At 67.5% G+C, this 19,514-nt stretch carries 18 protein-coding genes; 10 read left to right on the forward strand and 8 right to left on the reverse strand.

The features are described from left to right. The first annotated feature begins 96 nt into the window (after positions 1–96). On the forward strand, positions 97–987 hold the full coding sequence (galU, locus tag AC07UK_RS06210; RefSeq protein WP_436222320.1) for a UTP--glucose-1-phosphate uridylyltransferase GalU: 891 nt from the start codon (positions 97–99) through the stop codon (positions 985–987). Between the two features lie 87 nt (positions 988–1,074). On the opposite strand, the gene AC07UK_RS06215 is transcribed toward galU, so the two are convergent. The 6 genes from AC07UK_RS06215 to AC07UK_RS06240 form a co-directional block, all read right to left on the reverse strand. Beyond that, entirely contained in the window at positions 1,075–1,302 is a 228-nt protein-coding gene (locus AC07UK_RS06215) for a sulfurtransferase TusA family protein (protein ID WP_010813669.1), read from the reverse strand. A 50-nt stretch (positions 1,303–1,352) separates the two neighbouring features. Beyond that, entirely contained in the window at positions 1,353–1,937 is a 585-nt protein-coding gene (locus tag AC07UK_RS06220; RefSeq protein WP_013957551.1) for an NUDIX domain-containing protein, read from the reverse strand. Between the two features lie 47 nt (positions 1,938–1,984). After that, positions 1,985–3,016 (reverse strand): threonine aldolase family protein, encoded by a 1,032-nt coding sequence (locus AC07UK_RS06225; RefSeq protein ID WP_494685965.1) that lies wholly within the window; start codon positions 3,014–3,016, stop codon positions 1,985–1,987. A 28-nt stretch (positions 3,017–3,044) separates the two neighbouring features. Further along, on the reverse strand, positions 3,045–3,233 hold the full coding sequence (locus tag AC07UK_RS06230) for a 4-oxalocrotonate tautomerase (protein ID WP_010813672.1): 189 nt from the start codon (positions 3,231–3,233) through the stop codon (positions 3,045–3,047). Between the two features lie 52 nt (positions 3,234–3,285). After that, positions 3,286–4,062 carry a class II aldolase/adducin family protein gene (locus tag AC07UK_RS06235; protein ID WP_316150938.1) on the reverse strand — a complete coding sequence of 259 codons (777 nt, stop codon included), beginning with the start codon at positions 4,060–4,062 and terminating at the stop codon, positions 3,286–3,288. Between the two features lie 143 nt (positions 4,063–4,205). Further along, a complete protein-coding gene (locus AC07UK_RS06240) occupies positions 4,206–5,459 on the reverse strand; it encodes a YbfB/YjiJ family MFS transporter (protein ID WP_494686008.1) in 1,254 nt (417 codons plus the stop codon). Between the two features lie 129 nt (positions 5,460–5,588). On the opposite strand from AC07UK_RS06240, the gene AC07UK_RS06245 reads away from it, so the two are divergent. The 3 genes from AC07UK_RS06245 (at position 5,589) to AC07UK_RS06255 (ending at position 8,857) form a co-directional block, all read left to right on the forward strand. Continuing rightward, positions 5,589–6,482 carry a LysR family transcriptional regulator gene (locus tag AC07UK_RS06245; RefSeq protein WP_494685966.1) on the forward strand — a complete coding sequence of 298 codons (894 nt, stop codon included), beginning with the start codon at positions 5,589–5,591 and terminating at the stop codon, positions 6,480–6,482. Between the two features lie 102 nt (positions 6,483–6,584). Further along, positions 6,585–8,087 carry an NfeD family protein gene (locus AC07UK_RS06250; protein ID WP_494685967.1) on the forward strand — a complete coding sequence of 501 codons (1,503 nt, stop codon included), beginning with the start codon at positions 6,585–6,587 and terminating at the stop codon, positions 8,085–8,087. A gap of 2 nt (positions 8,088–8,089) precedes the next feature. After that, positions 8,090–8,857, forward strand: coding sequence for a slipin family protein (locus tag AC07UK_RS06255; protein ID WP_013957557.1), 768 nt, complete (start codon positions 8,090–8,092; stop codon positions 8,855–8,857). Between the two features lie 63 nt (positions 8,858–8,920). Here the strand turns inward: AC07UK_RS06255 and alaS are convergent, their stop codons facing one another. Continuing rightward, entirely contained in the window at positions 8,921–11,545 is a 2,625-nt protein-coding gene (gene alaS / locus AC07UK_RS06260) for an alanine--tRNA ligase (protein ID WP_494685968.1), read from the reverse strand. Between the two features lie 298 nt (positions 11,546–11,843). On the opposite strand from alaS, the gene AC07UK_RS06265 reads away from it, so the two are divergent. From AC07UK_RS06265 to AC07UK_RS06275, 3 genes are all read left to right on the forward strand, one after another. Next, positions 11,844–13,064, forward strand: coding sequence for a CaiB/BaiF CoA transferase family protein (locus tag AC07UK_RS06265; RefSeq protein ID WP_436222324.1), 1,221 nt, complete (start codon positions 11,844–11,846; stop codon positions 13,062–13,064). A 101-nt stretch (positions 13,065–13,165) separates the two neighbouring features. Beyond that, the gene (locus AC07UK_RS06270) at positions 13,166–13,621 is read left to right on the forward strand and encodes a DUF2214 family protein (RefSeq protein ID WP_013957560.1); all 456 of its coding nucleotides are present in this window, start codon (positions 13,166–13,168) and stop codon (positions 13,619–13,621) included. Between the two features lie 28 nt (positions 13,622–13,649). Continuing rightward, the gene (locus AC07UK_RS06275; protein ID WP_114131841.1) at positions 13,650–14,645 is read left to right on the forward strand and encodes a tripartite tricarboxylate transporter substrate binding protein; all 996 of its coding nucleotides are present in this window, start codon (positions 13,650–13,652) and stop codon (positions 14,643–14,645) included. A gap of 33 nt (positions 14,646–14,678) precedes the next feature. On the opposite strand, the gene AC07UK_RS06280 is transcribed toward AC07UK_RS06275, so the two are convergent. Beyond that, the gene (locus tag AC07UK_RS06280) at positions 14,679–16,475 is read right to left on the reverse strand and encodes a potassium/proton antiporter (RefSeq protein ID WP_436222325.1); all 1,797 of its coding nucleotides are present in this window, start codon (positions 16,473–16,475) and stop codon (positions 14,679–14,681) included. A 350-nt stretch (positions 16,476–16,825) separates the two neighbouring features. On the opposite strand from AC07UK_RS06280, the gene AC07UK_RS06285 reads away from it, so the two are divergent. The 3 genes from AC07UK_RS06285 to AC07UK_RS06295 all read left to right on the forward strand — a co-directional run bounded on the left by AC07UK_RS06285 (position 16,826) and on the right by AC07UK_RS06295 (position 19,460). Beyond that, a complete protein-coding gene (locus tag AC07UK_RS06285; RefSeq protein WP_013957563.1) occupies positions 16,826–17,287 on the forward strand; it encodes a tripartite tricarboxylate transporter TctB family protein in 462 nt (153 codons plus the stop codon). Positions 17,288–17,300: 13 nt separating this feature from the next. After that, positions 17,301–18,803, forward strand: coding sequence for a tripartite tricarboxylate transporter permease (locus AC07UK_RS06290; RefSeq protein ID WP_115012686.1), 1,503 nt, complete (start codon positions 17,301–17,303; stop codon positions 18,801–18,803). Between the two features lie 183 nt (positions 18,804–18,986). Then, on the forward strand, positions 18,987–19,460 hold the full coding sequence (locus AC07UK_RS06295) for an aminoacyl-tRNA deacylase (RefSeq protein WP_436222326.1): 474 nt from the start codon (positions 18,987–18,989) through the stop codon (positions 19,458–19,460). Positions 19,461–19,514 lie beyond the last annotated feature (54 nt).

Genomic DNA, 19,514 nt, shown 5'->3' on the forward strand with positions numbered 1-19,514 from the left:
CGGGGGTTCTGTCCGGCTTCGTCGGACAGAACCGGACAGACGGCGCCCGCAATGGCTGGCAGGGTTATGGACTGGAATCTGAGAGGTACACCTGATATGGAAAATCGCGTCACCAAGGCTGTGTTCCCGGTTGCGGGCCTGGGCACTCGCTTCCTGCCGGCCACCAAGGCCAGCCCCAAGGAAATGCTTCCGGTGGTGGACAAGCCGCTGATCCAGTACGCCGTGGAAGAAGCCATGGCCGCCGGCATTACCGAGATGATCTTTGTCACCGGCCGCTCCAAGCGCGCCATCGAGGACCATTTCGACAAGGCCTACGAGCTGGAAGTGGAGCTTGAGGCCAAGAACAAGCAGGCGCTGCTGGACGTGGTGCGCTCGATCAAGCCCGCCAACGTGGAGTGCTTCTACGTGCGCCAGCCCGAAGCGCTGGGCCTGGGCCATGCGGTGCTGTGCGCGGCCAAGCTGGTCGGCGACACCCCGTTCGCGGTGATGCTGGCCGATGACCTGATCGACGGCAACCCGCCGGTGATGAAGCAGATGGTGGATACCTTCAACCACTACAACTGCTCGGTGCTGGGCGTCGAGGAGATCACGCCGGAGCAAAGCCGCTCCTACGGCGTGATCGACGGCCGCGAATGGGATGCGGACGTGATCAAGGTCTCGGGCATCATCGAGAAGCCGGCGCCGGAAGACGCGCCGTCCAACCTGGGCGTCGTCGGCCGCTACATCCTGACCCCGCGCATCTTCGACCACCTGCGCGACCTGAAGCCGGGCGCCGGCGGCGAGTTGCAGCTGACCGACGCGATCCAGTCGCTGCTGGGCCAGGAGCAGGTGCTGGCCTACCGCTACCAGGGCCGCCGCTATGACTGCGGCAGCAAGCTGGGCTACCTGAAGGCAACCGTTGAATTTGCCTTGAAGCACCCGGAAGTCGGGGCTGACTTCAGCGCCTACCTGGAATCGCGCGAGCACCTGACCGGCATCGGCAGCTGATCGCGCTGGCCTGCAAACAAGGAAAAAGCCGCTTTCGAGCGGCTTTTTCCTTGTGCAGTCCCGTCAGGTGCGGGAGCCGTATGCCGGTCAGCGGCGGCGCATGTAGAACACAAACACCTTGTCCACTTCCGAGTGCGACAGCAGCTCATTGCCGGTCTGCTTGGCAAAGGCCTGGAAATCGCGCGTGGCGCCGGGATCGGTGGCCAGCACCTTGAGCACATCGCCGCTGGCCATGTCGGCCAGGGCCTTCTTGGTGCGCAGGATCGGCAGCGGGCAGTTCAGGCCGCGCGCATCCACTTCTTTCTGGAACTCCATTCGTCTCTTCCTTCGATTCTGGGGGCTGGGAGGCTGGCCGGAGGCCAGCCTCACCACCGGTATTGTAGCGAACCCCCGACCAGGCTGAAGTCGTGCGGGCGGCGCGGGTCGGGAATGTCGGCGCCGGTCTGGCGGTCGAAGAAGCGCACCGGATAGCCGCGCGCGGCCAGCCAGTCGGCCACCGCGAAGCCGGTGCCGGCCGACCAGACGCGCACATCCTCCGGCGCCACCAGCTTGTAGTCGGCCAGCTCCTCGGACAGCGCCACGGTGCCGGTCGCCTTGACGTGGTAGGCAATGATCAGCTCGTTCTTGCGCATGAACTCGTAGACGCCGATCAGCGACACCGACTCGGTATCGAGGTTGGTCTCTTCCTTCAGTTCGCGCGCCACGCCCAGTTCGGGCGGCTCGTCGCGCTCCAGGAAGCCCGTCACCAGCGCGAACATGGTCTCCGGCCAGGCGGCATTGCGCGCCAGCAGCAGCTTGTCCTGGTACTCCACCACCGCCGCCAGCACCGGCAGCGGGTTGTTCCAGTGCACGAAGCCACAGTCCTGCTGCACGCAGGCGTGGCGTTCGCGCCCGGACAGCGGCAGCACCTCAAGCGGCGCGCCGCACTGCGGGCAGAATCGGTATTGCATTTGGGGGCTCCTGAAGGGGTCTCGTCGTTATAGGTATGGGATGCCGGTCAGGCGCCGCACGCCGTGCGCATGTCGGTGGCCAGCGCCTCGACCGTCTGCGGCTGCAGGTCCCATGAACACATGAAACGGCAGCCGCCGGCGCCGATAAACGTATAGAAGCGCCAGCCCCTGGCGCGCAGCGCCTCGATCGCGGGCAGCGGCAGCTCGGCGAACACGGCGTTGGACTGCGTCGGGAACATGATGCGGACGCCCGGAATATCGCTAATGCGCCGCTGCAGCAACTGCGCCATCGCATTGGCATGGCGCGCGTTGGCGAGCCAAACGTCGTTCTCGAGCAAACCCAGCCACGGCGCGGAGATAAAGCGCATCTTCGACGCCAGCTGCCCGGCCTGCTTGACGCGGTAGGCAAAGTCCTCGGCCAGGCGGCGGTCGAAGAACACCACCGCCTCGCCCACCGGCAGGCCGTTCTTGGTGCCGCCGAAACACAGCACGTCGACGCCGGCGCGCCAGGTGATCTCGGACGGATGCACGCCCAGCGACGCCACCGCATTGGCAAAGCGCGCGCCATCCATATGCACGCGCAGTTGGCGGCGCTTGGCGATGGCTGCGATCGCGCGCACCTCTTCCACGCTGTAGACGGTGCCGACTTCGGTCGACTGCGTCAGCGACACCACCTTGGGCTTGGGGTAATGGATATCGGAGCGGCGCGTGACCAGCGCCTCGACCGCGTCCGGCGTCAGCTTGCCGTCGGCGCCGGGCGCGGTCAGCAGCTTGGAGCCGTTGGAGAAGAACTCCGGGCCGCCGCATTCGTCGGTCTCGATATGCGCCAGCTCGTGGCAGATCACCGAGTGGTACGACTGGCACAGCGCCGACAGCGCCAGCGAGTTGGCCGCCGTGCCGTTGAACACGAAGAACACTTCGCAGTCGGTCTGGAACAGCTCGCGGATACGGTCGCACACCTTCTGCGTCCAGGTATCGTCGCCGTAGGCCTGTTCGTGGCCGCTGGCGTTGGCTTCCAGGAAATACTTGAGCGATTCCGGGCAGAAGCCGGCGTAGTTGTCAGAGGCGAAGTGCTGCATGGTGTTCAGTGTGGGGCTGCGTGGAACCTTACTTCTTGTCGGCCCAAAGCTCGCCGCCGGTAGCCCAGTTCTCGCGCTTGATGTCGGTGATGATGATGTCGACGGCCGAGGCCGAGCAGCCCAGGGTTTCGCAGCTGACGCGGGTCACTTCCTCGACAAACTTGCGCTTCTGCTCGATGGTACGGCCTTCAAACATTTCGACGTGGAAAGTCGGCATGCAATGCTCCTTTGATGAATGTGGTTGAGTCGCGGCGGAAAACCAGTCCCGCTCAGTCCCGGTATGAAGGATCGATTCTATCCAGTTTGCGCAGCAGCGCGGGCCACTCCATCACGCCTTCGACCGCGCCGTTGTCGTAGAGCTGCTCAGAGGTCTTGTCCGCCACGGCCGCGCCGGGCTGCACCAGCGCCCCGCCCGCCTGCGCGGCAATCTGGACCTCGCAGGCCTTGATCAGCGTCGCCATCAGCACATAGGCCTCGGCCACGGTGCGGCCCACCGTTAGCGTGCCGTGGTTGCGCAACAGCATGGCCGGATGCGCACCCAGCGATGCGGTCAGCCGCGCGCCCTCGGCCGGGGTGAAGGCCAGGCCCTCGTAGTCGTGATAGGCCATGCGGCCGTGGAAGCGCATCGCATGCTGCGACAGCGGCAACAGCCCGGCGGCCTGCGCCGATACGGCAATGCCGGCGGTGTTATGCAGGTGCATCACGCACATCGCGTCGGCGCGCGCCGCATGCACCGCGGCGTGCAGCGCAAAGCCGGTCACATTGACCGGATGCACGGTTTCGCCGACGACCTCGCCGCGGCCGTTGATCTTGACCAGGTCGCTGGCGCGGATCTCGTCGAAGGCAAAGCCGAAGGGATTGATCAGGAAGTGGTCGGGCTCGCCCGGCACCGTGGCGGAGATATGGGTGTAGATCAGGTCATCCCAGCCCTCGCGCGCGGCCAGGCGGTAGGCGGCGGCAAGGTCGACGCGCACGCGCTGTTCTTCGGCGGAAACGGGCTGGATGGGGGCACCCGCGGCACGCGCGGGCTGCAAGGCAAAGGACATGGGGTCGCTCCTGCGCCGCCCGGTCTCGCGTGCCGGGTACGGCCCCGGCCTTCTGTGCCGCGCCACGGGCTGCGCGCTGGGCGCGGCAGCCGCTCGCGTGGCGCGCCTGGCGGCAAAGGCAATACTTTAGCGCACCTTGCCGATCAGCTCCGGGCGGTCCCCGCCGGCCAGGCGCGGCGCATCCGGGCGAACACCAGCGCGCCGAGCAGCAGCGCCGCCGCCGCGCACGCCAGCGAACTGGCGAAGCCCCCGGTGCGTGCCACCAGCGCGGTCGCCAGCGGCGGCCCGGCGATCTGGCCCAGGCCGTAGGATGCCGTCATCAGGCCCATCAGCCGAGCCGCGTGCGGCCCCCAAAGGCGCCGCGCCTCGCGCATCGCAAAGGCCACCAGCGCGGTGAACGGCAGCCCGGCCAGCAGGCTGCTGAGGGCAAAGCCGGCCACGGTCGGGAACACCACCGCGATCGCCACGCCCAGCGCCTGCATGCCGTACAGCAGCGTCAGCAGCTTGCGGTTGTCGTGCGCCATGCCGACCCGCGTGGCCAGGAACGCGCCCACCGCCACGCCCGCGCCGAAGATTGGCCAGAACAGGTCGGCCCAGACCGTGCCGGGCAGCGCCTCGCGCGCAATCACCGGCAGGAAAGTCGCGGTGATGATGTAGCCGAAGCCGGCCAGGCCGTAGGCAAAGGTCAGCGCCCAGGTCTGGGCATCGAGCCGCGCGGCGGCGGTATCGGCTGCCGCCTGGGACGGTGCAGCCGCTGCCGCCACCGCAGGCTCCGCGACGAAGATCCGCCAGACCGCCGCCACCAGCACCACCGCCAGCGCCGTGAAGGCGACCCAGCCGTAGTCCGCGTTCCAGCCCGCGCCCACCATGCCGGATGCACCGAGCCCGGTGACGACAATGCCCAGCCCCGGCCCGCAGAAAATCAGCCCGGCGAGTTCCGGCTTGCCCAGTTCGGCCAGCCGCTGCAGGCACCAGCCCGAGGTGTAAACCAGCACCACTGCGCTGGCCACGCCTGCGGCGGCGCGCCACAGCGACCAGGCCGGCATGCCGCCCGGCAGGGCCATGCCCAGCGTCAGCAGCACCGTTGCGACCAGGCCCCAGCGCACCATGCGCACCGCGTCGGGCCGGATGAACATGCACACGGCGGCGCCGGCGAAGTAGCCAATGTAGTTGACCGTGGCCAGCCAGCCGCCCTGATGCAGCGTGACGGTGCCGTCATGCAGCATCATCGGCAGCAGCGGCGTGAAGGCAAAGCGGCCGATACCCATCACCACCGCCAGCGACACCAGGCCGGCCATGGCTACCGCCACCGCGCCAGCTTCGCGCCGTGCCGGCGCCCGGGTGGCCAGGCGCGCAGCGGCGGGGTGTTCGGGGTCGAGGCTGTGGGGGTTCGGCATGGCGGGGGCTGGCGGGGGCAGCGGTTGCATTGCGATGCCTGTATGCTACGCTGGCTTTATCATCCCCAAAAATGAATTATCAAGATGCCATGCATCTTGATAAGAGATGGATAGCCTCAGGAGTCCCGCATGGACCTTGCCGCCCTCGAAATCTTCCGCGCCGTCGTCGAAGCCGGCGGCATCACCCGTGCGGCCGAGCGGCTGCACCGGGTGCAGTCCAATGTCACCACGCGCATCCGCCAGCTGGAGCAGTCGCTCGGGGTCGACCTGTTCGTGCGCGACGGCCGGCGCATGGTGCTGACGCCCTCCGGACAGACCCTATTCGACTATGCCTGCCGCATCCTCAGCATGACCGAAGAGGCACGCCAGGCGGTGCTGCCGGCGCGCCCGCACGGCCGGCTGCGCATTGCCTCGATGGAGAGCACCGCCGCCAGCCGCCTGCCCAATGTGCTGGCCGCGTACCACCAGGCCTGGCCCGACGTGCAGCTGGAACTGGTCACGCTGGCCACACGCCAGGCCCTGGATGCGCTGGCACGCTTCGAGGTGGAATGCGCGTTTGTCGCCGAGCCGCTGACCGACCCGGGACTGAGCGCGGTCCCGGTGTTCGAGGAAGAGCTGGTGGTGATCACGCGCGATCGCCATCGCCCGGTGCGCACCGCGGCCGACCTGGAGGTGCCGACGCTGCTGGCGTTCGAGCCCGGGTGCAACTACCGCGCCCGGCTGGAGAACTGGTATGTGATCGGCGATGCGCCGACGCCGCGCGTGCTGCAACTGAGCTCGTACCATGCCATCGTCGCCTGCGTGGCGGCCGGCATCGGCGCGGCGATCGTACCGCGCTCGGTGCTGGGGCTGTACCGCGACCTGCCCGCCATCCGCCAGCACAGCCTGGGCGAGGCCGGCCGCGTGCGCACGCTGCTGGCCTGGCATCCGTCCATGGCCAGCGCGGCCCTGCATGCGCTGATCGACACGCTCACCACCCAATCACCCGGCCCCTCGGCCAGGCCCGACCTGGCGGCGGCCTGAGCGTCTGGCGCGGGGACCCGAGGCAGCCCGCGTGCAAGATGTGCCCGGTGGCCTACACTTGAAGTGGCGCCATCACGGCACCTCGCGTGCCCCGCCCCCCTCATGAAACCTGCTACCGCGCTGCTGCGGGTCCTTCGGCCGATGTCCGGCCGGCTGCTTGCCGGCCTGGCCATGGCGTGCGCCGCTCTCGTCGCCTTCCCCGGTCCAGGCGCCCGTGCGGGACCGCCCTCCGGCGCCTCGGCGCCCGCCGCCACGGTCACGACCACGGCAACCGCGCCGGTCTACGTGATTCCGCTCAAGGGTGCGGTCAGCCCCGCCAGCGCCAGCTTTATCCTGCGCAGCATGGAACGCGCGCGCGCGGGCGGCGCCCAGCTGGTGGTGCTGGAAATGGACACCCCGGGCGGGCTGGACGCGTCGATGCGCGAGATCATCCAGGCCATCCTGGCCTCGCCGGTGCCGGTGGCCAGCTATGTCTATCCCGGCGGCGCGCGCGCGGCCAGTGCCGGCACCTACATCCTCTACGCCAGCCATATCGCGGCGATGGCGCCGGGCACCAACCTGGGCGCGGCCACCCCGGTGCAGGTCGGCATTGGCGGGCCGCAGAAGCCCGAGGCCCTGCCCGGCGCCAAGCCCGCCTCGGCCCCCGCCAGCGAGCCCGCGGGGGGCGACACCATGGCGCGCAAGCAGATGCATGACGCCTCGGCCTATATCCGCGGCCTGGCGCAGCTGCGCGGACGCAACGCTGAATGGGCTGAGCGCGCCGTGCGCGAGTCGGTCAGCCTGTCCGCCGACGAGGCCCTGGCCCAGCGCGTGGTCGACCTGGTGGCCCCCGACCTGCCCGCGCTGTTGCGCCAGGTTGAAGGCCGCACGATCACCGCCGCCGGCGGCAGGGCCAGCGTGCTGCGCACCGCCAATGCGCCGGTGGTGACGCTGGAACCCGACTGGCGCAACCGCTTCCTGGCCGTGATCACCGAGCCCAGCGTGGCGCTGCTGCTGATGATGATCGGCATCTACGGCCTGATCTTCGAGTTCTCCACGCCGGGCATGGTGGTGCCCGGCGTGGCCGGTGCGATCTGCCTGCTGGTGGCGCTGTTCGCGCTGCATATGCTGCCCGTGAACTATGCCGGGCTGGCGCTGGTGGCGCTGGGCATCGGCTGCATGGTGGCGGAGCTGTTCCTGCCGACTTTCGGCGCATTGGGCGTGGGCGGCATCATCGCCTTCGCCTTTGGCGCGGTGATGCTGATCGAAACCGACGTGCCGGGCTTCGGCGTGCCGCTGCCGATGGTGGCGGCCATGTCGGCACTGTCCGCGATCTTTGTGTTTGGCATGTCGGCGATGCTGGTGCGCGCGCGCAAGCGCCCGGTGGTCAGCGGCGCCGAGGCGCTGGTCGGCATGCGTGGCGAAGTGCTGGACGACCTGCGCGAAGAAGGCTGGGCCTCGGTGCGCGGCGAGACCTGGCGCGTGCGCAGCGCCAGCCCTTTGCCGCGCGGCACGCCGGTAGTTGTCACCGCGCGCAACGGCCTGGTGCTTGAGGTCATCGCGGCCGGCAACGCCCCCCTTGCTCCGCCCCCTCCATCCCAACCGACGCCAGACAAGGGAGCCTGATCATGGCCTACGGATTCAGCTTCGGCGGTGTGATCTTCCTGCTGGCACTGCTGGTGATCACCTCGTTCCGCGTGCTGCGCGAATACGAACGCGGCGTGGTGTTCATGCTCGGACGCTTCTGGCGGGTCAAGGGCCCGGGCCTGGTGCTGCTGATCCCGGCCGTGCAGCAGATGGTCAGGGTGGACCTGCGCACGGTGGTGATGGACGTGCCGCCGCAGGACGTGATTTCGCGCGACAACGTCTCGGTGAAGGTCAATGCGGTGGTGTACTTCCGCGTGGTCGATCCGGAGCGCGCCATCATCCAGGTGGCGAACTTCCTGGAAGCCACCAGCCAGCTGGCGCAGACCACGCTGCGCTCGGTGCTGGGCAAGCACGAACTGGACGAGATGCTGGCCGAGCGCGAGAAGCTGAATCTGGACATCCAGCAGGCGCTGGACGCCCAGACCGACGGCTGGGGCATCAAGGTCTCGAACGTCGAGATCAAGCATGTCGACCTGAACGAAACCATGATCCGCGCGATTGCGCGGCAGGCTGAGGCCGAACGCGAGCGGCGCGCCAAGGTGATCCATGCCGAGGGCGAACTGCAGGCTTCGGTGAAGCTGCTTGAAGCGGCCCAGATGCTGGCGCGCGAGCCGCAGGCCATGCAACTGCGCTACCTGCAGACGCTGACACAGATTGCCGGGGACAAGAGCTCTACCATCGTCTTCCCGCTGCCGATCGACATTCTCAACCGGCTCGCCGGCAAGCCGCCCGGCGACGAGCGCCCATAGAAAATGGCGCCGAAGCGCCATTAGCAGTTGCCGGGCCTGAGGGGGTCGCCCCCCCTCAGCCAATCAGATCTTGCCCGCCACCCACTCGCTGACACCAGCCAGCGCCTGCGGCAGCTTGGCCGGCTCGGTGCCGCCAGCCTGCGCCATGTCGGGACGGCCACCACCCTTGCCGCCCACCTGCTGGGCAACAAAGTTGACCAGCTCGCCGGCCTTGACCTTGCCCGTGGCATCGGCCGTGACACCAGCGATCAGGCTGACCTTGCCGTCGGACACCGCACCCAGCACGATGGCCGCGCTCTTCAGCTTGTCCTTGAGCTTGTCCATGGTCTCGCGCAGGGTCTTGACGTCGGCGCCGTCCAGTTGCGCGGCCAGCACCTTCAGGCCCTTGATGTCGACCGCCTGCGCGGCCAGCTCGTCGCCCTGCGAGGCGGCCAGCTTGCTCTTCAGGCGTTCCAGCTCCTTCTCCAGCGCGCGCACCTGGTCCTGCACCTGACCGATGCGCGGCACCAGCTCGGACGGCTGGGCCTTCAGCACGGCGGCGGCTTCGTTCAGCCTGGCGTCCAGGCCCTGCAGGTAGTGCAGCGCGTTGTCGCCGGTAATGGCTTCGACGCGGCGGATGCCGGCGGCAACGCCGCCTTCCACCACGATCTTGAACAGGCCGATATCGCCGGTGCGGTGCACGTGGGTGCCGCCGCACAGTTCCTTCGAGGTGCCGATCGACAGCACGCGCACGTCGTCAGCGTACTTCTCGCCGAACAGTGCCATCGCGCCGCTCTTGACCGCATCGTCGAACGGCATGATCTCGGCATGCGTGTCGTCGTTGCGCAGGATCTCGGCGTTGACAATCTCTTCCACGCGGCGGATCTGTTCGTCGGTCAGCGCCGCGTTGTGCGAGAAGTCGAAGCGGGTCTTGTCCGCATCCACCAGCGAGCCCTTCTGCTGCACGTGGCTGCCCAGCACTTCACGCAGGGCCTTGTGCATCAGGTGGGTGGCCGAGTGGTTGCGCACGGTGCGCGCACGGCGCTGCGCGTCGACCTGGGCCGACACGGCGTCGCCCACCTTCAGCGCGCCGCCTTCCAGCGTGCCCTGGTGGCCGAACACGTCGGCCTGGATCTTGGTGGTGTCAGCCACGGTGAAGACAGCATTGCCTGCCTTCAGCACGCCCTGGTCACCGGCCTGGCCGCCGGATTCGGCGTAGAACGGGGTGTTGTCGAGCACTACCACGCCAGTCTGACCCGGCTGCATGGCGTTCACGGCGGCGCCGTCCACATACAACGCGGTGACCTTGGCCTGCGGCAGTTCCAGCTTCTCGTAGCCATGGAACACGGTCTTGTCGCCGGTGTACTCCAGCCCTGCAGCCATCTTGAACTTGCCGGCCGCGCGCGCCTGCTCGCGCTGGCGGTTCATCGCGGCATCAAACGCGGCTTCATCCACGCCGATTTCCTGCTCGCGGCACACGTCCTGCGTCAGGTCCAGCGGGAAGCCGAAGGTGTCGTGCAGCTTGAATGCGAGTTCGCCGTCCAGCGTCTTGCCGCCCTTGAGCTTCAGCTCGGCCAGCGCGGCGTCCAGGATAGCCATGCCGTTCTCGATGGTCTCGAAGAAGCGCTCTTCCTCGGCCTTCAGCACTTCGGTCACGCGCGACTGCGCCTCGGCCAGTTCGGGATAGGCCTGGCCCATCTGCTCGACCAGATCGGCCACCATCTTGTGGAAGAACGGGGTCTTCTGGCCCAGCTTGTAGCCGTGGCGGATGGCGCGGCGGATGATCCGGCGCAGCACGTAGCCGCGGCCTTCGTTGCCGGGGATCACGCCATCGACGATCAGGAACGAGCACGCGCGGATATGGTCGGCAATGACCTTGAGCGAGTTCTGGTTCAGGTTGTCGATATGCGTTTCACGCGCGGCGGCCTTGATCAGTGCCTGGAACAGGTCGATTTCATAGTTGCTGTGCACGTGCTGCAGCACCGCGGCAATGCGCTCCAGGCCCATGCCGGTGTCCACGCACGGCTTGGGCAGCGGCGTCATGTTGCCCTGCTCGTCGCGGTTGAACTGCATGAACACCAGGTTCCAGACCTCGATGTAGCGGTCGCCGTCTTCCTCGGGCGATCCCGGGGGGCCGCCCCACACGTCCGGGCCGTGGTCGTAGAAGATCTCCGAGCACGGGCCGCACGGGCCGGTGTCGGCCATCTGCCAGAAGTTGTCCGACGCGTAGCGCGCGCCCTTGTTGTCGCCGATGCGCACGATGCGCTCGGCCGGCACGCCCACTTCCTTGGCCCAGATGTCGTAGGCCTCGTCGTCTTCCGCGTAGACCGTCACCCACAGCTTTTCAGCCGGCAGCTGGTAGGTCTTGGTCAGCAGTTCCCACGCGTAGTGGATCGCGTCGCGCTTGAAGTAGTCGCCAAACGAGAAGTTCCCCAGCATCTCGAAGAACGTATGGTGGCGCGCGGTGTAGCCCACGTTCTCGAGGTCATTGTGCTTGCCGCCGGCGCGCACCGAGCGCTGCGCCGAGGTGGCGCGGGTGTACGGGCGCTTGTCGGTGCCCAGGAACACGTCCTTGAACTGCACCATGCCGGAGTTGGTGAACAGCAGCGTCGGGTCGTTCGCCGGCACCAGGCTGGACGAGCGGACCACGGTATGGCCCTTCGATTCGAAGAACTGCAGGAACTTGCTGCGAATGTCTGAGACTTTCATGGGATGGCGGACGCTTGCCCTGGTGTGGCCGGGCGCGACGAATCAGTATGGGATTTGCAAACCGTTGATTATACGGGCAAGGCAGCCTGCCGGGCACGCCAGGCATGGCGCCGGGGAGCCGGCCGGCTATCGCCCAAATCCCATTGACATAAGTGCCTCATAAATCACCAAAAGCCGCACCGGCGATTTGCCGGTGGTACAGTGCAGCCAACCCGCGCCGGCCTCTGTTTCCAGGGGCGCGCCGACCTCGCGCTGTTCCGACCGATCCCCTGCCTTACCCACTGCACTGACTACCGCCATGGGAGCTTTAAGCCATCTCCGCGTCCTCGACCTGACCCGCGTCCTTGCCGGGCCGTGGTGCGCCCAGAACCTTGCCGATTTCGGCGCCGACGTGATCAAGATCGAGCGCCCCGGCGCCGGCGACGACACCCGCACCTGGGGCCCGCCCTGGCTCAAGGACGAGAACGGCCGCGACACCGCCGAAGCCGCCTACTACCTGGCCGCCAACCGCAACAAGCGCTCGGTGACCTGTGACATCAGCACGCCGGAAGGCCAGCGGATCGTGCGCGAGCTGGCCGCGCAGAGCGACGTGGTGCTGGAGAACTACAAGGTCGGCCAGCTCAGGAAGTACGGCCTGGACTACGAGTCGCTCAGGCTGGTCAAACCCGACCTGATCTACTGCTCGGTCACCGGCTTCGGCCAGACCGGCCCGTACGCCGCACGCCCGGGCTATGACTTCATCATCCAGGGCATGGGCGGCTTCATGAGCCTGACCGGCGAGCGCGACGACCTGCCCGGCGGCGGCCCGCAGAAGGCCGGCGTGGCCATTTCCGACCTGATGACCGGCCAGTACGCCACCATCGCCGTGCTGGCGGCGCTGGCGCACCGCGACCGCACCGGCGAGGGCCAGTACATCGACATGGCGCTACTGGACGTGCAGGTGGCGATGCTGGCCAACATGAACACCAACTACTTGGCCAGCGGCGAGGCGCCGCGCCGCTGGGGCAATGCGCACCCCAATATCGTCCCCTACCAGACCTTCCAGGCCGCCGATGGCTGGATCATCGTGGCGGTGGGCAACGACGGGCAGTTCCGCAAGTTCGTCGCCGACGGCGGCAAGCCCGAGCTGGCCGACGACCCGCGCTTTGCCACCAACCCGCAGCGCGTGGCCAACCGCGACGTGCTGGTGCCGATCCTGGCCGAGATGGTGCGCCCGCGCACCCGCGCCCAGTGGATCCGCGACCTGGAGGCCGCCGGCGTGCCGTGCGGCCCGATCAACACCCTCGACGACGTGTTCGAGGACGACCAGGTCAAGGCGCGCGGCCTGCGCGTGGACCTGCCCCACCCCAGCGCCGGCGAGGTCAAGCTGGTGGGCAGCCCGATCAAGATGAGCGCCACGCCGCCGCAGGCGCTGCGCCACCCGCCGCTGCTGGGCGAGCACACCGACACGGTGCTGGCCGACACGCTGGGCTACAGCCCTGAGCAGATCGAAGCACTGCGTGCAAAGGGTGTGCTGTAAGATTCTCCTCCTGCCGGCGGCCGGCCCTGGTGTCCTGGCCTGCCGCCGGTGCCTTCCCGAAGCAGTTCAGTCCCCACTGAAGCAAAGGCAAAGGAGAACCCATGCTGACCGACGCCATACTGGCCTTCCTGCATTTCCTTGCAATCTTCGTCCTGATCACCCTGATGGCTGCCGAGGCGGTGGTGCTGCGCCCGGAAATCACGCCGGCCGCGGTGCGGCGCCTGTCGCTGTACGACCTGTTCTATTTCCTGTCGGCGATGGTGGTGCTGGGCACCGGCCTGCTGCGCCTGTTCTACGGCGCCAAGGGCGTCGACTTCTACCTGCACAACCCGTGGTTCCACGCCAAGGTGGGTGTGTTCGTGCTGATCGCGCTGTGCTCGCTGCCGCCGACCTTTGCCATCGCGCGCTGGCGCAAGCAGGCGCGCCGGCTGCCGGATTACGTGCCGCCGCCGTCCGAGCTGAAGGCCGCCCGCCGCTGGGTGATGATCGAAGCCCACCTGCTGATCCTGCTGCCGCTGTGCGCGGTCATGATGGCGCGGGGCATCGGCGCCAGATAAATATTCCAATCCCCCTGAAGTCCGAGACATGCTGAAGAAACTGCTTGCCGCCGCGCTGACCGCGGCCCTGCTGCCCGCCGCCGCCGTGGCGGCCACCAATGCCTACCCGACCAAGCCGGTCCGCTTCGTGGTGCCCTACCCCGCCGGCGGCCCGCTCGACACCGTCGCGCGCGCCATCGGCGAGAAGCTGCGCGACAGCCTGGGCCAGCCGGTGGTGGTCGAGAACAAGCCCGGCGCGGGCGGCAACCTGGGCGCGGACTACGTGGCCAAGCAGCCGGCCGACGGCTACACCATCGTCATGGGCGCGGTGGCCACGCACGCCATCAACCCGACGCTGTTCAGCAAGATGCCGTACGACCCGGTCAAGGACTTCGCGCCGATCACGCTGGTGGCCGACGTGCCCAACGTGCTGGTGATGCACCCGGGCAAGGCCGCCGAGCTGCACATCAACAACCTGCGCGACCTGGTCGCGTACGCGCGCAAGAACCCGGGCAAGCTGGACTACGCCTCGGGCGGCAACGGCAGCGCCGGCCACCTGTCGGGCGAGCTGTTCAAGAGCATGGCGAAGATCAGCATGGTCCATATCCCGTACAACGGCGCGTCGCCGGCACAGCTGTCGGTGCTGTCGGGCCAGACCGACCTGATCTTCGACAACCTGGCTTCGGCCTCGGCCAATATCAAGGCGGGCAAGCTGAAGGCCTTTGCGGTCACCACTGCCAGCCGCGCCGCGGCCTTCCCGGAACTGCCGACCATTGCGGAAGCCGGCAAGGGGCTGGGCCTGGAAGGCTTCGACATCTCGACGTGGTTCGGCGTGTTCGCGCCGGCCAACACCCCGCGCGAGATCGTCGAGCGGCTTAACCATGAGATCGTGGCAATCCTGAAGACCGACGATATGAAGGCACGCCTGGCCCGCATCGGCGCACAGCCGGCACCGACCACGCCCGAGCAGTTCGCGGCGCTGATCCAGCGCGAACTGAAGAAATACGCGCAGATCGTGAAGGTGTCCGGGGCGAAGGTGGACTAAAGAAAAAGGCGGCCATGGCCGCCTTTCTTGTTCCTACTCCGCTTCGGCACCCTCGCCACTGCGCGCGCCGCCATCCTTTTTCCGCCGCGGCCATAGCCGCCCGCCCGAATCCCCCTCCAGCCGCGGCAGCAACAGCCCCACCTGCAGGATTTGCGCGCCCTCCATGCGCGTCACCGTCAGCGGCAGGCCGGCGATCTCGACGCTGTCGCCCTCCACCGGCGGCGAGGTGAACGCCCGTAGCATGGCAGCCTCCAGCGTCAGCGGCGCTTCTTGCGACGTCAGCGCGCGCGTGCCGTACAGCGCCGCCACATCGCGCAGCAGCGCATCGCCCGACAGCAGGAAATCATGCGAGGCCTGCTCCCAGGTGGGCGCGCGGCCCAGCGCCTGGAACAGCGCCGACAGCATCGGCAGGGTCGTCACCGGCGCCAGCACCGAGACGCTGTCGCCGGCGCGCAGCACGGTCTGGTCCAGCGCCGCCAGCGCATCGTCGCGCGCCACCGTCAGCAGCCGGCAGCGCGGCGGCAGCTCCAGCTGGTCGGCGCGCACGTTCTCCACCGGCGCATTGGGCCCCACCTCGAACTGCATCACCTCCAGGATCGGCGCGCGCGTGCCGCGCAGGCGCGAACGCGCCAGCGGCTCGGGGTAGCCGGGGCGCCGCACCCGCGCCAGGCGCGCGGCCACCGACACCGTGGTGCCCTGGAACAGCAGGCTGGCCAGCACCACGGCAAAGGCGATGCGGAACAGCAGCCCCGCTTGCGGCACCTCGCGCAGCAGCGGAAACAGCGCCAGTACGATCGGCACCGCGCCGCGCAGGCCCATCCAGGCGATAAAGCCGGTCTCGCGCGCATTGAAGCGGAACGGCAGCAGCGCCAGCCACACCGCCACCGGCCGCGCCACCAGCATCAGGAAGGCCGCCACGGCCACCGCCGGGCCGGCCACCTCCCAGATCCGGTGCGGCGCCACCAGCAGGCCCAGCAGCAGGAACATGGCCGACTGCGCCAGCCAGGCCATGCCGTCCATGGCGCGCATGGTGTCTGAGGTCACTGCGCGCTCGCGGTTGCCGATCAGCATGCCGGTCAGGTACACCGCCAGAAAGCCGCTGCCGCCGGCGCTCTGCACGAGCGCGAACACCATCGCGCCGCCCGAGCACAGCAGGATCGCCTGCAGCCCTTCGGCCACGCGGATGCGCTCCAGCACGCGGGCCAGGCAATAGCCGAGCGCCAGGCCCAGCAGGCCGCCCACGCCGAACTGCACCAGCAGCCGCGTGACCAGGCCCAGCGGCGTCAGGCCGTCAGGCGCGGTCAGCCATTCGATCAGCGTCAGGGTCAGGAAGATCGCCATCGGGTCGTTGATGCCCGACTCGATCTCGAGCACGCTCGCCACCCGATCCTTCAGCCGGATGCCGCTGCTATTGAGCATCGAGAACACCGCGGCCGCGTCGGTCGAGCCGACGATGGCGCCAAGCAGCAGCCCGAGCCGCCAGTCGATGCCCAGCAGCCACGCGGCGAACACGCCGACCAGTGCTGCCGTCACCAGCACCCCCACGGTCGCCAGCGACAGCGAAGGCTTCAGCGCCACCCTGAAGGTGGCAAAGCGCGTGCGCAGCCCGCCATCGAGCAGGATCACCGCCAGCGCCAGGTTGCCGACCAGGAAGCTGAGCCAGGTGTCGGAGAAGCGGATGCCGCCCGGGCCGTCCACGCCGGCCAGCATGCCCACGGCCAGGAAGACCAGCAGGAACGGCACGCCCAGGCGTGCCGAAAAGGCGCCCAGCACGATGCCCAGCGACATCACGACGGCGCCGATCAGGATGACGTGGTCGATGCTCTCCAAACCGCTCCTTGCGTTGCATTGTGGTCCCGTTGCGGAACCTTTCAGACCTTTCAGCCAGTCTTCGGCCGTGCGGCGGAAGAACGCCCCGGATGATAGCGCAGCGGCCCCGCCACAGCCGGGCGCGTTGCCCGCCAGGCCGCCTCCAGCCTGGCTCGGCAGTGCTTTTAAGCGCTAATTCACTAGGGGATACCCTCAGCATGACCCTGTTTGCAGACATCTGAAAGGTAGCTGAAAGGTCGCCCCCTTAACTTCCACCCTGCCCGCGGGAGGGCCCCGCCCGCGGCCTGCATTCATGCAGTGCAGCAAGGGACCCGCCACAGATTTCATGTGTCTTATCGAGGAGATTCACTTTGCGCATACGTAGCCAAAAGGACTTCGCCTCCGGCCTGCTGTTTATCCTGGTCGGATTCGGCTTTTCCTGGGTCGCACGCGGCTATTCCATGGGAACCGCCGCAAAAATGGGACCGGGATACTTCCCGTTCTGGCTTGGCATTGTGCTCGCCCTGCTGGGCGCGCTGGTGCTGTGGGGTTCGCTGTCTTCCAAGATGGAAGAAGACAACCTCGCCCGCTGGGACATCAAGACGCTGCTGTGGATCCTCGGTTCGGTGGTGCTGTTCGGCCTGCTGCTCAAGCCGCTGGGCATGGTGCTGTCGGTGCTGGTGCTGGTGCTGGTGTCGTCGATGGCCAGCCACGAGTTCAGCTGGAAGGGCGCCATCCTCAACTCGATCATCCTGGTGCTGATCAGCCTGGGCGCGTTCGTGTACGGCATCAACCTGCAGATGCCGGTGTGGCCGGCTTTCCTGGCAAGCTAAGGAGGCCGCCAACATGGAACTACTCGCCAACCTGGGTCTGGGCTTTTCCACCGCCCTGACCTTCCAGAACCTCGCGTACGCCTTCCTGGGCTGCGTGCTGGGTACCCTGATCGGCGTGCTGCCGGGCCTGGGGCCGCTGGCCACCATCGCCATGCTGCTGCCGGTGACCTACACGCTGCCGCCGGTGGCCGCGCTGATCATGCTGGCCGGTATCTACTACGGCGCCCAGTACGGCGGCTCGACCACCGCCATCCTGGTGAACCTGCCTGGTGAATCGTCCTCGGTGGTGACAACCATCGATGGTTACCAGATGGCAAGACGAGGGCGAGCGGGGGTGGCGCTGGCGACAGCGGGCCTGGGCTCGTTCTTCGCCGGCTGCGTGGCCACCCTGATCCTCGCCGCCTTTGCCGCGCCGCTGTCGGAACTGGCGTTCAAGTTCGGCCCCGCCGAATACTTCTCGCTGATGGTGCTGGGCCTGATCGGCGCCGTGGTGCTGGCTTCGGGTTCGCTGGTCAAGGCCATCGCCATGATCGTGCTGGGCCTGCTGCTGGGCCTGGTGGGTACCGACGTGAACTCGGGCGCCGCGCGCTTCTCGTTCGACGTGCCGGAACTGACCGATGGCCTGAACTTCGTCTCGGTGGCAATGGGTGTGTTCGGCTTCGCGGAAATCATCGCCAACCTGGAGCAGAAGGAACACCGCGAAACCTTCACCGACCACATCACCAACCTGTTCCCGACCAAGGAAGACTTCAAGCGCATGATCCCGGCCGTGCTGCGCGGCACGGTACTGGGTTCGGCACTGGGTATCCTGCCCGGCGGCGGTGCGGCGCTGGCTTCGTTTGCAGCCTACTCGCTGGAAAAGAAGACCTCGAAGTACTCGCATGAATTCGGCAAGGGTGCGATCGAAGGCGTGGCGGGTCCGGAATCGGCCAACAACGCCGCGGCACAGACTTCGTTCATCCCGCTGCTCACGCTGGGCATTCCGCCCAACGCCGTGATGGCGCTGATGGTCGGTGCCATGACCATCCACAACATCCAGCCCGGTCCGCAGGTGATGACCAGCAATCCGGCGCTGTTCTGGGGCCTGATAGCTTCGATGTGGATCGGCAACTTCATGCTGATCGTGCTGAACCTGCCGCTGATCGGCATCTGGGTGAAGCTGCTGAAGGTGCCTTACCGCTACCTGTACCCGGCCATCCTGACGTTCTGCTGCATCGGCGTGTACTCGGTCCAGAACACCACCTTCGACGTGTTCCAGACCGCTGCCTTCGGCGTGATCGGCTACCTGTTCATCAAGCTCAAGTGCGAACCCGCGCCGCTGCTGCTCGGCTTCGTGCTGGGGCCGATGATGGAAGAGAACTTCCGCCGCTCGCTGCTGCTGTCGCGTGGTGACTTCAGCGTGTTCGTGACCCGTCCGCTGTCGCTGGGTCTGCTGATCGCGGCTGCCGTGCTGGTGCTGGTCGTGGCAATGCCGTCGATCAAGTCCAAGCGCGAGGAAGCGTTCCAGGAAGAATAAGCAGGGAATATCGCCGGCCCCAGGGCTGGCGGCACAACACACTAAGGGCACCGCAAGGTGCCCTTTTTTTGTGCTTGCCGACAACGTTATGGCTGGCTCCGCCCCACTGCCACCCGCCCCCCGACAACCTATATTGGTAGCATTCGGACAACGGTCGCGCTGCGCGCTTCGGAGGTTGAAATCATGACCATGTCTACCACGCTGGCGAGATGCCTGAGCAAGAAGCAGAGCCAGTTCGATACCGTTCGGCACCCCTACAGCCTCAGCAGCATGGCCACTGCGCAGGCCGCACACATTCCCGGAGACCGATTGGCCAAGACCGTCCTGCTGGAAGACGCCAGCGGCTACGTCGCCGTCGTGATTCCTTCGACTCACCACCTGAAACTGTCGGAGATCTGCGAGCAGACCGGCCGCAAGCTGTCGCTGGCGCATGAGGATGGCGTGCGCGAAGTGTTCCGCGACTGCGACCACGGCGCGATCCCGCCGGTTGGCATGGCGTACGGCACGCAGACCTGGCTCGACGACAGCCTGCTGACGCACCCCGACGTCTACTTCGAGGCGGGCGACCACCAGGAACTGGTGCACATGAGCACCGGGCAGTTCCTCGACCTGATGGCCGACGCGCGGCGCGGGCATTTTGCGCACAGGATGATGTAGACCGGGCATGCCCTGGCAGGCCACGCGGCCGGCGCTTGCCGGCCGCTTGTCATT

The organism is Cupriavidus sp. GW821-FHT07C08 (assembly GCF_059419025.1).